At 59.5% G+C, this 14,067-nt stretch carries 12 protein-coding genes; 9 read left to right on the forward strand and 3 right to left on the reverse strand.

All coding sequences use genetic code 11. From position 1 onward, the window contains the following. Nucleotides 1-73 precede the first annotated feature (73 nt). Complete coding sequence (locus IPM54_39070; protein ID MBK9265778.1) at nt 74-1,276, forward strand: MFS transporter; 1,203 nt, start codon at nt 74-76, stop codon at nt 1,274-1,276. A gap of 39 nt (nt 1,277-1,315) precedes the next feature. On the opposite strand, the gene IPM54_39075 is transcribed toward IPM54_39070, so the two are convergent. Beyond that, nucleotides 1,316-2,899: a PAS domain S-box protein gene (locus IPM54_39075; protein ID MBK9265779.1), complete on the reverse strand. Its 1,584-nt coding sequence runs from the start codon at nt 2,897-2,899 to the stop codon at nt 1,316-1,318. Nucleotides 2,900-3,034: 135 nt separating this feature from the next. Between IPM54_39075 and IPM54_39080 the strand changes: the two genes are divergently transcribed. Together IPM54_39080 and tsaD are read left to right on the forward strand one after the other, a co-directional pair. Then, nucleotides 3,035-3,526, forward strand: coding sequence for a hypothetical protein (locus tag IPM54_39080; GenBank protein MBK9265780.1), 492 nt, complete (start codon nt 3,035-3,037; stop codon nt 3,524-3,526). Then, nucleotides 3,514-4,575 carry a tRNA (adenosine(37)-N6)-threonylcarbamoyltransferase complex transferase subunit TsaD gene (gene tsaD / locus IPM54_39085; protein ID MBK9265781.1) on the forward strand — a complete coding sequence of 354 codons (1,062 nt, stop codon included), beginning with the start codon at nt 3,514-3,516 and terminating at the stop codon, nt 4,573-4,575. The genes IPM54_39080 and tsaD overlap by 13 nt, the downstream gene beginning before the upstream one ends. Nucleotides 4,576-4,762: 187 nt before the next feature. Here the strand turns inward: tsaD and IPM54_39090 are convergent, their stop codons facing one another. Beyond that, nucleotides 4,763-6,820: a M13 family metallopeptidase gene (locus IPM54_39090; protein MBK9265782.1), complete on the reverse strand. Its 2,058-nt coding sequence runs from the start codon at nt 6,818-6,820 to the stop codon at nt 4,763-4,765. Nucleotides 6,821-6,994: 174 nt separating this feature from the next. Further along, nucleotides 6,995-7,441 (reverse strand): hypothetical protein, encoded by a 447-nt coding sequence (locus IPM54_39095; GenBank protein ID MBK9265783.1) that lies wholly within the window; start codon nt 7,439-7,441, stop codon nt 6,995-6,997. A 249-nt stretch (nt 7,442-7,690) separates the two neighbouring features. On the opposite strand from IPM54_39095, the gene allB reads away from it, so the two are divergent. The 6 genes from allB to IPM54_39125 all read left to right on the forward strand — a co-directional run bounded on the left by allB (nt 7,691) and on the right by IPM54_39125 (nt 14,064). Continuing rightward, nucleotides 7,691-9,091 carry an allantoinase AllB gene (gene allB / locus IPM54_39100; protein ID MBK9265784.1) on the forward strand — a complete coding sequence of 467 codons (1,401 nt, stop codon included), beginning with the start codon at nt 7,691-7,693 and terminating at the stop codon, nt 9,089-9,091. Between the two features lie 6 nt (nt 9,092-9,097). After that, nucleotides 9,098-10,174 carry an allantoicase gene (gene alc / locus IPM54_39105; protein ID MBK9265785.1) on the forward strand — a complete coding sequence of 359 codons (1,077 nt, stop codon included), beginning with the start codon at nt 9,098-9,100 and terminating at the stop codon, nt 10,172-10,174. Next, nucleotides 10,171-10,701, forward strand: coding sequence for a 2-oxo-4-hydroxy-4-carboxy-5-ureidoimidazoline decarboxylase (gene uraD / locus IPM54_39110; protein MBK9265786.1), 531 nt, complete (start codon nt 10,171-10,173; stop codon nt 10,699-10,701). The genes alc and uraD overlap by 4 nt, the downstream gene beginning before the upstream one ends. Then, nucleotides 10,698-11,042, forward strand: coding sequence for a hydroxyisourate hydrolase (gene uraH / locus IPM54_39115; GenBank protein MBK9265787.1), 345 nt, complete (start codon nt 10,698-10,700; stop codon nt 11,040-11,042). The genes uraD and uraH overlap by 4 nt, the downstream gene beginning before the upstream one ends. Before the next feature lie 42 nt (nt 11,043-11,084). Then, nucleotides 11,085-12,533, forward strand: coding sequence for a phosphoenolpyruvate kinase (locus tag IPM54_39120; protein ID MBK9265788.1), 1,449 nt, complete (start codon nt 11,085-11,087; stop codon nt 12,531-12,533). Between the two features lie 286 nt (nt 12,534-12,819). Beyond that, a complete protein-coding gene (locus IPM54_39125; GenBank protein ID MBK9265789.1) occupies nt 12,820-14,064 on the forward strand; it encodes a hypothetical protein in 1,245 nt (414 codons plus the stop codon). Nucleotides 14,065-14,067 lie beyond the last annotated feature (3 nt).

Genomic DNA, 14,067 nt, shown 5'->3' on the forward strand with positions numbered 1-14,067 from the left:
GAAAACTTCACGCAACGGAAGGGCACGTTTGCACTACATGTGTCAACCTGGCGCCCAAACGCCGTAGCTGCTCATGCGATCTCCCCTGCTGCCCATCTTCCTCACGGTCTTCGTCGACGTCCTCGGTCTGACGCTGATCCTGCCGCTCTTGCCGTATTACGCGAAGGATTACGGGGCATCGGATTTTCAGGTCGGCCTTTTGACGTCGGTCTACGCCATCGCGATGTTCATCTCGGGGCCGATTCTCGGGCGCATCTCGGACCGCGTCGGCCGCAAGCCAGTTCTTCTCGCCAGCCAGCTCGGCACGCTCATCGGGTGGCTCGTGCTCGCGTTTTCCCCGAGCCTCGAGATGCTCTTCGTGGGTCGCATCATTTCGGGGTTGACTGCGGGCAACCTCAGCACGGCGCAGGCGTACATTTCGGATGTCACCAAAGCGAACGAAGAACGCACGCAGGCGTTCGGATTTTTCGGGATCGCGTTTGGTCTGGGTTTCGTGCTCGGTCCGGGCATCACGGGGCTCTTGACGAAGTCGTTCGCGGACCACGCGGACAAACTCGCCAAGTATCGAGCTCCAACGCTGACGGCTGCGGGTTTGTCGCTCCTCGCCATCCTTCTCACGGTGTTCCTGCTGCGACCGAGCAAACCGGCGGTTCGGCAATCCGTGACGGGTCGTTCATCGGCGCTCGTTCAGTTTTTCACGCGTCCCCGAACTCGCGCGCTGCTCGGCCAGTTTTTCCTATTCAGCGTTTCTTTTGCAGGTTTGACGGGGGGTTTGGCGCTGTACCTTCAACACAACTTTCAGTTTGGCGTTGAAGAGGCGAGCATGATTTTCGGTTTGTCCGGGTTCATCGGCGCGCTCGTTCAAGGCGGACTGCGCAAGCTGGCCAAGAAGTTTGGCGAAGAACGCCTGGCCATGGTGGGTCTCGGGTCGATGGCTGCCGGATACTTTTTCCTCGGACCAGCACGCCACATCGCGATGCTTCTCGTGCTCGTCGTGGTCGGGTCGTTCGGTGCAGCCGTGGTGCGCCCAAGCCTCACGACGCTGATTACGAAAGCGGTTGCGGAAGAAGAACAAGGCTCGGTGCTCGGCGTGAGTCAGTCGCTTGGAAGCTTGGCGCAAGCGATGGGACCGGCCGCGACGACGTGGCTCATTGGACGCGACCAGATCACGCTGTTCGGCGTCTTCTGCGGAGGATTCAGCCTGCTCGGATGCATCGTGGCCGCGTGGCGTGACCGTACCGATGGCATCGCGAATCAGGCGCATGCCGAAGGGTAGTTCCGGACAATCTTTTGGAAGTCAAACGATTGTCGAGCGTCATCGCTGCTGCTTATGGCGAAGACAGTAGCGCAGACCATCTTTCAGGTTTCGTAGCGTCTTGACCTCACCCATGCCGACTCCGAGGGTGACGACGGTTTGTGCGACGGCCGGCTGAAGCCCGGTGATGACCGTCTGCGCGCCGACGAGGCCCGCGGCGCGAGCGATGGCAAGCAGCCTGTCCGCGGTCGAGGTATCGAGCACGGGGACACCCGTGAGGTCGATGATCAGAAAGCGCGCTTGTTCCGCAACGACGGCGCCCAGCGTCAGGTTCATCATTTCGGCAGCGCGACCGCTGTCGACGACGCCGATGACCGGCAAGCACAACACGCCTTCGTGCACTTCGAGGATGGGCGTGGACAGCTCTCGAATCGCCATCGCTTGGCGTTCGATGAGGGCCAGCTTTTCACGCTGATCTGCTTCGGCCAGCTTGCGGTCGGAGATGTCCGAGCACGAGACGGCAAACCTGACGAGCCCGCCTTCGTCGTTCCAAAGCGCGTACCACGTCGAACCGACCCAAACGATGGAACCATCGGCGTGCAGCAGTCTGTACTCCAAGTACGACTCGGTGCGCCGCTCGCTGAGGTGCGCATGAAACTCGTTCGCAACGAGATCGTGATCGTCGGGATGGTTGTAGCGACCGAGCTCGACGATGGTTTTCGGGGCGTTGTTTTCGTTCAAGCCGAGAATGCGCAAGATGCCATCGGACACGAAGATCGGGGCATCCGCGTCGATCGGATTTTTGGGATCGCGAGGTTTGAAGTCCCAGAATCCGCTGCGTGATCCGCGCATGAGCAAGTCGAAGCGCGCGACGCTTTCTTCGGCGCGGGCCCGCTGCTTCTCGACTTCGGTGATGTCGATGGCGATCGAGAGGATTGCGCGGACCTTGCCGTCGTCGTCGGTGATCGGCGCGTTATGCCATTCGCAGTGGATGAAGCGACCGTCCTTGGTGACGTTCGTCCCGACGCCGAATCGCCCCCCATCGGAGGATCGATTCTCTCGAAGCTGAGCGCTGACCTCGCGCACTTGCGTGCGCAGATGTTCGGGAACGACGAGGTCGATGAGTCCCTTGCCGAGGGCTTCGCTGCGCGCGTACCCGAACATCTTCTCCGCGCCGGTGCTCCATTCGGTGATCCCGCGTTCGGTGTCGATTTCGATCATCGCGACGGGTGCTCGACGCAGGTATGTTTCGAGCCTTCGAGCGGCGGTGACGGTCGCGCGCCTGGGCTGATCGACCGCACGCGCACAGCAGTACACGAGGGCGCGATCGAAGATGACGCGCATGGTCCATTCGATCCAGCGGTACGTCCCATCGGCGCAGCGAAACCGCGACTCCTGAACGATCGCGCCTTGCGCTTCGAGCGAGATCCGCGATGTGCGCCGTGCGGGATCGCGATCATCGGGATGCAACCGTTCGTCGACGAGCGAGCCGTGCAGGTCTTTCACGGCATGACCGGTGACGCGTGTCCACGCTTCGTTCGGGTGCAGCATACGATTTTCCATGTCGAGCACGCACATGAGCGCGGGTGCTTTCTGGAAAAACTCCATCATGTCGAAGGCGGGAACCGGGTGCTTGTCGTCCATCGCGTGCGGGCAGCTTATCAAAGCCAGCGGATTCGTGTCGGAAACCTGGCCGCGACGAGCGCACCTTGTCACAATCGCGCCATGCAAACGCCCCCCACCCGATCATGCCTCGCTGGCGCCGCGGTGCTCGCAAGCCTGACGTGCACGGCGTGTGACGATTTCAGCCGCTTTTCGACGCGTCCTGACGAAGCGTATTGTGGTGCGATTACGCTGGGCAGCGCATTTCGAGCGGGCCTGTCCCCTCGCGTTCAGATGCGCCTCGAGCTCGACGCAGATGCGCTCGATGGCCCCGATTCTCCTGGGCGCGTTTCCACATTCGAGGCTCCAACGTCGGAATTGCCTGCGCGCCGAATGCTGGACGAAGCCATTCTTCGACCGATTCCGCCGCTGGCCCACGATCCTCTTTCTCGCATCGAGATGGGCGAGGGACGGGAGCGAAATGCCGTGTATTCCGTATCTCCGCGCGAACCTACCGCGACGGCGATGCTTGCGTTTCTGTCGCTTCGGTCCGATGAAGGTATCGAAGTGCGTCTATTGAGGCCGGGCACGAACGAAGACGACGACCATCGAAAGCTGATTTTCGGCCTGTTTTCGCTTGCAAAACGAGAGGGTTCATGCGGGTTTTAGGCATTGAGACGTCTTGTGACGAAACCGCTGCGGCCATCGTGACCGACACGGGCGTCGTGTTGTCCGACGTCGTGCGTAGTCAAATTGCCATCCATGCTCCTTATGGCGGCATCGTCCCTGAAATCGCCGCGCGTGACCACACGCGCTCGATCGTGCCCGTCATTCGCGAAGCGCTCGATCGTGCAGGCATGCAGCTATCGGACGTCGATGGCATCGCGGTCACGTCGAGACCTGGGCTTTCAGGAGCGCTGCTCGTGGGTTTGTCCACGGCCAAAGGTTTGTCCTTCTCGATCGATCGTCCCATCGTCGGCGTCGATCATCTGGTGGGGCATCTTTTGGCGGTATTTCTGCAGCGAGGCGAAAGCTCCACGGAGGTGCCTGCATATCCGTATTTGGCGCTGCTTGCATCCGGTGGGCATACCGCCCTTTACCGCGTCGACGCCCCGCGGCTCGATGCGATTCGTGAGATCGGCGCGACGCGAGACGATGCGGCCGGCGAAGCGTTCGACAAGGTGGGCAAGCTCTTGGGTCTCGGATATCCCGGGGGGCCCATCGTGGACAAACTCGCAGCCACGGGGGACGGATCGCGTGCCGCGGATGCATTGCCCAAAACGACGGCGTATCGCAAGAATCTAGAATTTAGTTTTTCAGGGCTAAAAAGCTCGATAGCGCGTTACGTTGCGTCGGTAGATCGTCCCATCGAGGGTCAAGCATTGCACGATTTGTGTGCGGCGTTTCAATCGGCCGTCGTGGAGACGCTCGTGGGGAAAACGTTGCTCGCGGCGCGCAGCGAAGGGCTCGGGCGTGTGGTGTTGGCGGGAGGAGTTGCGGCGAATCGTGGATTGCGCACGCGAATGGCGGAGCGATGCAAGAGCGCGAAGCTGTCGCTGTTCGTACCGCCGGTGGCGAGCTGCACGGACAATGCGGCCATGATTGCATACGCGGGCGCGCAGCGGCTCGTAGCGGGCGAGCATGACGGAATGGAGCTTGCGCCGTCGACGAAAACGGCGCTGGAGAGGGTTACGCGCAAAGGCGGCGGGCCGCGGTGACCACCGTTTCGTCTGGAACAAGGCAAAATCGGGGGGTATGGGGGGGCCGAGCCTCGCCGTACTTTTGCGAAGCAAAAGTACCGGGAGGCGAGCCTCGGCCCCCCCATCGTAAACTAGCCTCGCGGAGCGCGCGTCCCACGCGCGCGAAGCGAGCGTGCAGATACTGGCCCGCTTTCAAATCACCCAATCACCAAATCACGAGCCGCTTGTCGCCGGTGCGCACCATGGGGTCGGTCGGCTTGCATTGGAAGGCGCTGGCGAATGCGTCGAGGTTCGATGGGGCGCCTATCGCACGGAAGCGCGCAGGAGCGTGCGGATCGGTGTTGAGCCTGACGCGCAATTCTTCGGGGCGATAGTTGCGCCGCCAAACCGTTGCCCAATTCAAGAAAAACCGCTGCTCCTGCGAATAACCATCGATTTGCGCCACGCGCACGTTCGTGAGCGCCCGGTTCAATGCATCGAATGCCACGGTGAGCCCTCCGAGGTCGGCGATGTTTTCGCCCAGCGTGAGCTCGCCTTTGACGTGCAAATCGTCGATGGCCACGTATTCGTCGAATTGAGCAACCAATTTGCCCGTCCGAGCCTTGAAGTTTTTCATGTCGGCTTCGGTCCACCAATTCTTGTTGTTGCCCTGCGCATCGAATTGGCTGCCCATGTCATCGTATCCATGGAGCATTTCGTGCCCGATGACCGCCCCGATGCCGCCGTAATTCAAGGCCGGATCGGCCTTGGGATCGAAAAACGGCGGTTGCAAAATGGCCGCAGGAAAAACGATTTCGTTCTTCAGCGGGTTGTAATATGCATTCACCACCTGCGGCGCCATCGCCCATTCCTTGGGATCGGCCGGCTTGCCAATCTTGCTCATCTGAAACGCATTCTCGAACGCAGCGGCCTCGAGGACGCTCGTCAAGTAGCTATCGTCGCGGCGAATCGTTAGCCCCGAGTAATCGCGCCACTTGTCCGGGTAGCCAATCTTCGGCGTGAACGTGCTCCACTTCTCGAGCGCCTTCGCTTTGGTTTCGGCGCTCATCCAATCGAGCTTTTCGAGCCGCACTTTCAACGCTTCACGCAAGTTGTTCACGAGCGCCAACATTTGCGTCTTCGATTCTTCCGGAAAAACCTGCTCGACGTAGATCTGACCGAGCGCTTCGCCCATCGTGCCGTTGATCGTGTCGAGAACCCGCTTCCATCGCGGCTTCTGCTGCTCCTGCCCGCGCATCACCTTGCCATAAAACGCAAAACGTTCATCCGCGACGGCATCGTTCAGGTACGGGGCAGCTTCGACGAGAACGTGATAACGCAAATACGCCTGCCAATCGGCGGCGGGAACGTCGACGAGCATCTTGTCGAATTCCGCGAAAAATTTCGGCTGGGAAAGAGAAAAACCCTTCACCCCCGAAAGCCGCTGGGCCTCGAAAAGCTTCGTCCAGGAAAAGTTCGGCGTGGCCTTGTCGGCTTGATCGAGCGTCACGAAGTTGTAGAGATTTGCCGGATCACGCATCTCGACGGGCGACATCGAAGCCGCAGCCAGTCGCGTCTCGAAAACCAATACGGCCTTGGCCTGCGTTTTTGCCGCGGCAGCATCGACCCCTCCGAGAACGAGCATCCGTTCGACATGCGAAAGGAATGCATCCCGTTTGTCCTGGTATTTCTCTTCCGAGTAATACGCCTTTTCGGGCAGCGACAAACCCGCCTGCATCGCATACCCGATTACGTTTTTGGCATCTTTGAAATCTTCGGCGGGGCCGAATCCAAAGACGAACTGCTGGCCCTTGGCAAATCGACTCCGCAAGTACGAAGAAATGCCCGCGGGATCTTTCAGCCCATCGATCTCGCCGAGGAGCGGTTTGACAGGCGAAAGTCCGTCTTCCTGAAGCTTCGCTTCGTTCATCCCCGCGGCGAACAAATCGCCAATCTTCTGCTGCACCGTACCTGAAGCTGCACCCGCTTTCGCCGCAGCTTCCACGATTTGCTTCTGCACCGCAAGCGACCGCTCGTCGAGCATCTCGAAACTGCCCCACGTAGTCTTATCGGCAGGCACTGGATTTTGCGAAAGCCACTTGCCATTCACGTGCGCATCAAGGTCCTGGCAGATGGGCTTGCTGGCATCGATATCGGACACCTCGAAACGCGGGAGCTTCGGCAACGTGGATTCGTCGACGAGCCGCGTATGCGCCGCTTTGGCAGTCTCTACAGGCGCCGCGCTGCCCGGCTGACATGCAGCGACATTGCCGACGAACACCAACGTGAAGGCGGAAAAAACGGATCGACGAAGAGTCACGGCAATCTCCAAAACGTCCCTTGTAGGGAATCTGGTTTCAGGGGAAAAACGAGCCGTCGCAAGGGTTTGACCCGTGCAACGCTTCGGCGGGCGGAGATTACGACGTTTCTTCGAAGTTGGCCAGGACGTTGGCCGTCGTCATGCAGCGGCGTGAGGTTGCAAACGCTGGCGCTCTTGTGCGAGATACGCGCGCGCCTGAACCTCGGTGTCGAAAAGCATCGTGCGCGTCCCCTCCCTACGAAGTGCTTCCTGGGCACGCGTGAGCATGTTTACCAAGACGCGCAGCGCAAACGACGCCCCAAAAGAAGCCGCCGCATCGGCTCGTGTATCCAACGTGGTGTGATCCGTTGCGTACTTGCGAGCGGCTGGGTGTAGCCCAGTGCTTTCCCTGCTGTCATAAAGCACGAACACGCTGCCATACTGGCGACGCACACGGGCTTGTAGCGCAAGAAAACCCTTCATGTCATCGAGCGTGATCATGCCTCGTACACGCATCAAAATGAGGTCCCCCTCGACCTCCATCGTATGAGCTCCAATTTCCTGTATGAAACGTCCCCCGAGCGGACGAAAAGCGTCGTCTGCCATAATTTTTCAGTGTGACAGAGTCAAAAGTATGACGCAACCACTGGGCAGCTTTCCTTCACCGACGTATGCATTCGACACGGAGACGTTAATCAAAATACATAATTAACACGCCCTGACGCCGGACATCACGCGTCAGGGCATGCGAACGATTTGTACGTTGTTCAACAATGCGATCACGAGACCCACCATGTACCGTTGCCATCGCCGTTTTTCCCAGGTACATGTGCGTCGTCCACTTGGGAGCGATCGATGTCCACCGCGCCAAGCCATGAATCAGACGCGTTTGCTCTGCGTTCGGAACGCGTTCTCGTCGGGGGCAAATTCGAAAGTGCCCTCGTCGTCGTTCGAGGTGAGCGGATAGAAGCCGTGATGCCGCCACACGCGGACATCGGGCCGAATGTCGCGGTGCACGACGTCGGCAATCACGTGCTGATGCCGGGCCTCGTGGATACGCACGTGCACGTGAACGAGCCAGGACGAACCGAATGGGAGGGTTTCGAGACGGCGACGCGGGCGGCCGCGAGCGGGGGGATTACGACGATCGTCGACATGCCGCTGAACTGTTCGCCGGTGACGACGAGCACGCGAGCGCTCGATCAGAAGCTCGCATCGCTCGCGGGGAGCTCCCCTACCCCCGGCAATGAGCTGTACATCGACACGGCGTTTTGGGGCGGAGCCATTCCGAACAATCAGCACGAATTGCGAAGTCTCGCAGAAGCAGGCGTGCGAGGATGCAAAGCATTTCTCATCGATTCGGGCATTGATGAATTTCCTCATGTGGGCGAAGAGGACCTGCGCCTCGCCATGCGGGAGCTCGAACGGGCGGGCATACCTCTGATTGCGCATGCCGAGCTCGACGTTGGTGCGCCAGCGGCTGCTTCGAATGACGTTCGGCGCTATTCGCATTATCTTGCGTCGCGGCCTCCGGAATGGGAGGTCGCCGCCATCGAGCTGCTCATTCGTTTGTGCCGAGAAACGGGGTGCCCCGTGCACATCGTGCATCTTTCGGCAGCGGCAGCGATTCCGCTGATACAGGCAGCAAAAGCCAGTGGATTGCCACTCACTGCGGAAACGTGTCCGCATTATTTGTGTTTGCACGCCGAGGACATTCCAGATGGCGCAACGAACTACAAGTGCGCTCCGCCGATTCGGGACCGAGACAACTGCGACAAACTTTGGCAAGCGCTGCGCGAAGGCGTTCTGGACGCCGTCGTTTCGGATCATTCGCCGTGCGCGCCAGCATTGAAAAAGCTCGACGTGGGCGACTTCATGCAAGCTTGGGGCGGCATTGCATCGCTTTCGTTGGGCCTCGGGACGGTTTGGCACGAAGCGTTTGCTCGCGGATTCGAGCCTGCGACGATGGGCCTTTGGATGAGCGAGCGCACGGCGAAGCTGGCGGGGTTGTCTGGCAAAAAAGGCAGCATTGCCCGTGGAGCCGACGCGGATTTCGTCGTTTGGGATCCGGATGCCGAAATGGAAATCGGCCCCGATCTCCTTTTTTTCAAACACAAGCAATCACCGTTCGTCGGTCGCAAAGCGCGTGGTCGCGTGATGGAAACGTGGCTTCGCGGAAGACGCATCTTTGATATTGGCGAAGGCAAACCCAACTTCGGGCCCACCGCAGGCAAAAGCATCAATTCGAGGAGATGATTCATCGTGCAACATCACCAAGTGGGTTTTACCGGCCTCTTGAACCTTGCCTCGGAATCGTTGGGGACCGAAATCGTCGGCACCAATGACGATTTTTTCGCCGAAGCAACGAACCTCGTCAAAGACGCGCCGGCCGTCTTTTTGCCCGATGAATACACCGATCGCGGCAAATGGATGGATGGTTGGGAGAGCCGGCGAAAACGCGGCGAAGGGCATGACAACTTCGGCGCTGATCGCTGCATTTTGCGTCTGGGCGTGCCTGGGCGCATTCGAGCCGTGGACATCGATACGGCGTTTTTCCTGGGGAATCATCCACCGTTCGCGGAGCTGGAAGGCACGATTGCCGATCCCGCAGCGATGTACGAAACATTGAATGGATTGCCGTCGAGCGACAACCCGCGCGATGGTTGGGTTCCCATTTTGCCGCAGGTGCCGCTCGGTCCGGGCAGGCAAAATCTTTTTGCTTCGGAATCGGACAGGGCCTTCACGCACGTTCGGTTGTCGATTTTTCCCGATGGCGGCGTGGCTCGATTGCGCTTGTGGGGCAACGCAGCCCCGAGCCTTGGCGTGCCATTCGTAGAGCCCGGTGTCGAGGGATTGCTTTCAGGCGAAATGGACTTGGCAGCGCTGCGAAATGGTGGTTTGGCGCTCGCGTGCAGCGATGCGTTTTTCGGCCCGATGAACAATTTGATAGCGCCTGGTCGAGCGAAGAACATGGGTCAGGGCTGGGAAACGAAGCGGCGTCGCACGCCGGGATCCGATTGGATTTTGCTTCGTTTGGGTCAGGTGGGTCAGGTGGGCCTCGTCGAAGTGGACACGAATCACTTCAAAGGCAACTATCCGGATCGCTGTGCGCTTTGGGGAATTCACGCGCCTCACGCCAAAATCACGGACTTGATGCTGACCAAAGACTGGGAATGCATTCTGCCGGAGAGCAAGCTCAGCGCGAGCCACCGTCACTTTTTCCGTGATCAAATCCAGGCGCGTGGCCCGTTCAGCCATGTAAAACTGCAAATCTTCCCCGATGGTGGCGTAAGTCGCTTGCGCGTGTATGGCAAACCTTTGGAGCCGAGTCGCACATGAGCCTCGAAAAAGCAGCCCAACATCTCAATCTGCTGGATGCCCAAGCGAGATTCGACGCGCTGCTCACTTGTTGCCACGCGACGAATTGGGCAATGGCCGTGAATCGAGCGGCGCCGTATGCCAATGGTGACGATTTGTGGGACGCGGCGGAGGTGGTTTGGTCGAACGCGACCGAAGCGGATCGATTGGAAGCGTTCGCGGCGCACCCGAAGATAGGCGGCGACGTGGAGGCGTTGCGACGCAAGTTCGCTGCGACAAACCAAACGAAGAGCGCCGATTGGTCGAGCAAGGAACAAGCAGGAGTAGCAAGCGCGAGTCAGGAAGTGCTCGAGCGGTTGTCTGCGCTGAATTTGGAATACGAGGCGAAATTCGGCTTCATTTTCATCGTGTGCGCGACGGGCAAGAGCGCCGATGAAATGCTGTCATTGCTCGAAGCGAGGCTCCCCAATACGCGCGCGAAAGAATTGGACAATGCCGCGCGCGAGCAGCTAAAGATTACGCGAATTCGTTTGGAGAAATTGGCATGACGAGATCACCCATCACGACACACGTGCTCGATACTGCGCTTGGCCGGCCTGCAAAAGGTGTTGCATTGGTGCTCGAGCGACAGAGTGACAGCAACTGGACACGCATTGCATCGGGCGAAACGGATACCGATGGCCGCTGCTCGACGCTTCTCGCGCCAGGCTCGCTCGAGCGTGGCGTGTACCGGTTGTCCTTTGCATTGGACAGGTACTTCGAATCGACCGGGCGCCGGAGCTTTTACCCGGAGGCGACGATTGTTTTTCGAGTGGAAGCCGAAGACGAGCATTACCATGTGCCGCTGCTCCTCGCTCCGTTCGGATTCAGCACCTACCGCGGTAGCTGAATTGCTTTTCCCATTTCGACCCCTTGCATGAGTAGAGAAACCATGTCCGTTTATCAAAGCACGCTAGCAGACGAAGCCCGCACGGAGCTTGCCGCTCTATCCGAAGCGAATTTGGCCTATGCGCGAGCATTCCCAGGCGATTTGCCGACGCGTCAGCCCGTACATACCGTATATGGCGGCGCACAGCTTTACAAGGCGGAGACGGCGGTACGTCTTGGCGAGCTTGCCTTGCGGGCGCTCGATGAATACGCGCCGGATGCATTCAGTTTTGCGCGCGCGGTGGGAATGGAGGGCGCCGACGAATTGCCGGTGACGCGCGCGGCGCAATTGCCGCTCGAGGCGCGATTTGGCGCGGATCCGAAGGCGTTCGAGCATGAAAATCGTGCCGCGTGGCTGGCGCTCACGGTGTACGGACGCGTGCGCGCGAAACTCGGACGCGAAGCCGTCGAAGATTTGCGTATCGATTTCGAGGATGGATTTGGCAACCGGCCGGACGCGGAAGAGGACGAAACGGCGGTGCGTACGGCGAAGGAGCTTGCGCGTGCCGTGCGCGAAGGGATCGCGCCGCCATTTTTCGGAATTCGCATCAAGCCGCTCAACGAAGAGCTGAAAATGCGTTCGGTGAGGACGTTGGATTTGTTCGTCACGACGCTCGTGCAAGAAGCGGGGGGAATTCCAGATGGGTTTGTCGTAACATTACCCAAAATTCCGGTGCCGGAGCAGGTATCGGCATTGGTAAAACTCTTCGAGAAATTGGAAACACGCTTGGGTCTTGCTCCACGAACGTTGAAAATGGAGATGATGGTGGAGCTGACGGCGACATTTTTCGATCGTTTTGGTCGCATCAACTTGCCATTGCTCCTCGCAGCCGCGGATGGCCGCTGCACGGGAGCGCATTTCGGGACGTACGACTACACGGCATCGTGCAGCATTACGGCCGCATATCAAACGATGGATCATCCCGCGTGTGATTTCGCGGCGCATCTCATGAAAAATACCTTGGCGAATACCGGCGTATTCCTCTCCGACGGAGCGACGAACGTGATGCCCGTAGGTCCGCATCGCGCTCGTCCCGGAGAATCGCTGAGCGCGCAAGAGGCGCGTGAAAACATGGCCGCGGTGCATCATGCTTGGCGCACCGCGTACGGGCACATTCAACGTTCCTTGCGCCTTGGGATTTACCAGGGTTGGGACTTGCATCCCGCGCAATTGCCCGTTCGTTACGCGGCATTGTATGCATTTTTCTTGAGCGGTTTTTCAGCGGCCGCCGAACGCCTCGGAAACTTCATTGACAAAGCAGCGCAAGCGACGCTCGTGGGCAATGTTTTCGACGACGCGGCGACGGGCCAAGGGTTGCTCAATTACTTTCTGCGCGGGCTGGCGTGCGGCGCCGTGAGCGTCGAAGAATTGGCGGCAACGGGGCTCACCGAAGAAGAAATGCAGTTGCGATCGTTTGCCAAAATCATGGATGCGCGAACGGCTCGACGGTAGGCGAACGCATCGCGATTTTGCAAACCCGAATGGGGCGATCGTGCAAATCTGCGATCCGCGTTTACCAATCACCCGCGCAACCCCTTGAAATGTCAATGCTTCAGGTTGGCCCGCCGGTTGCAATATACGCTTCTCGAGAGCTTGCTCCGGTCAATCCCCCCCACCGTAGAGCAGGCTCTCTTTTTTTTGTCCGCGCGTTCACGGGCGAGGTGTCGATGAACGACCCGCGTGATACGAGATCCATTCAGTTTGTACGGCGGCGCGTGTTCCTGTAGAGTCCGCTTCGATGATGCAAGGCAAGGATGTCGGGGATGCCTTGGTCGAGTCTGCTTTGGCACCGATTCACAAAGCAGCGGGCCGTTTGAAGGATGGTGCCATCGCCGAAGGAATCGCGGGGTTTGCGAAAGCCGAGCTTTTGGCGGGGCTGCGCGCGGGAATTGACAACGCGGCTGCCCGTGTTGGTTTCCCGCCGAGCGAGGTGGAGCGGCTTTTGGCATGGGATACGCTGATGCCGGCGCTCGACAAGCTCGATGCGGCGCACGCGGAGGCAACGCGTGCTTGGCGCGAACAAGCGATCAGCGTAGGTGGACTGCTCACGGGTTTGTCGCGTAACACCGCCGTCGACGTTTACAAGCAAAGCGGGGCGCTTGCGCTTGGCAATATCGCCAAACGGTTTGTCCGGGACAAGCCGCTGTACGAGCCGCTGGAAGCGCTTGCCGCGGAAGTTGGCGCATGGGAAGCGCTCATCGCGAAATGCGGTGACGTTCTCGAAGGTAGCCCGCTCGTTGCGCGAAGGCTGAAGCGTCGACAATTGCTGAAGTTCGCGGTCCTTGCGGTGGTGCTCGTGGCCGCGTCGGCGGGTGGAATTGTTTTGTGGTCAAAGAAAAAGATCAGCGATGCGCGCGCGCGCGTCGAGGGCATCCTTGCGGATGCGGATTCGTGCAAAGTCGAAGCGATCACCGCCAACGATGCTGCACACGCGACGCCTGAGCAGCTTCGCCGTCGCGACGAACGGATGAGTACATGTACGGCTGCGCGTGCGGTTGCAGCTCGCGAGGCGGCATGCGAGGCGCTGGCGAAAAACTTCGAGACGGGGAAACTCACACCGGATGACTTGGCAGCGGCGAAGGATGCGGCTGCGCTATTGTCGCGCGCAACGAAACTCGATCTCACGACCGATGATCTGATGGTCACGCGCAAAGCGATGCCGTGCCCAGATACTCCTGCAAAAGACAAGTTTTTCGATATTTTCGTGACGGCTGCGGCGGGTTCGGGGCCGGCGTGGAGCGCGGCGACGCAGGTATCGGACGATTTGCGGGAAGCATTGAAGAGCAAAAAGCTCGTGGGAACGACGGCTTGGCGCGACGAGCTCACGCGTCGTGCCGAGCCCCTTGCGGCAAAAGCGATATTGTCTGGCAAGCCCGACGAAATGGAACGGGCGAAAACAATGTGCGATTTCCAAATGTCATTTGGCCTCGAACCGGGAAAAAAGTGTTCCGGGCTTCTGTCGTTCATGTCGGCAAAGCGTTGAGAC

The sequence above is a fragment of the Polyangiaceae bacterium genome (assembly GCA_016715885.1).
GTDB lineage: Bacteria > Myxococcota_A > Polyangia > Polyangiales > Polyangiaceae > Polyangium.

What these genes read in the sequence shown, in the direction of transcription:
- IPM54_39070 (MBK9265778.1), top strand. Translation starts at nt 74, where the DNA reads ATGCGATCTCCCCTGCTGCCCATCTTCCTCACGGTCTTCGTCGACGTC.
- IPM54_39075 (MBK9265779.1), bottom strand. Translation starts at nt 2,899, where the DNA reads ATGGACGACAAGCACCCGGTTCCCGCCTTCGACATGATGGAGTTTTTC.
- tsaD (MBK9265781.1), top strand. Translation starts at nt 3,514, where the DNA reads ATGCGGGTTTTAGGCATTGAGACGTCTTGTGACGAAACCGCTGCGGCC.
- IPM54_39095 (MBK9265783.1), bottom strand. Translation starts at nt 7,441, where the DNA reads ATGGCAGACGACGCTTTTCGTCCGCTCGGGGGACGTTTCATACAGGAA.
- allB (MBK9265784.1), top strand. Translation starts at nt 7,691, where the DNA reads ATGTCCACCGCGCCAAGCCATGAATCAGACGCGTTTGCTCTGCGTTCG.
- uraD (MBK9265786.1), top strand. Translation starts at nt 10,171, where the DNA reads ATGAGCCTCGAAAAAGCAGCCCAACATCTCAATCTGCTGGATGCCCAA.
- uraH (MBK9265787.1), top strand. Translation starts at nt 10,698, where the DNA reads ATGACGAGATCACCCATCACGACACACGTGCTCGATACTGCGCTTGGC.
- IPM54_39120 (MBK9265788.1), top strand. Translation starts at nt 11,085, where the DNA reads ATGTCCGTTTATCAAAGCACGCTAGCAGACGAAGCCCGCACGGAGCTT.
- IPM54_39125 (MBK9265789.1), top strand. Translation starts at nt 12,820, where the DNA reads ATGATGCAAGGCAAGGATGTCGGGGATGCCTTGGTCGAGTCTGCTTTG.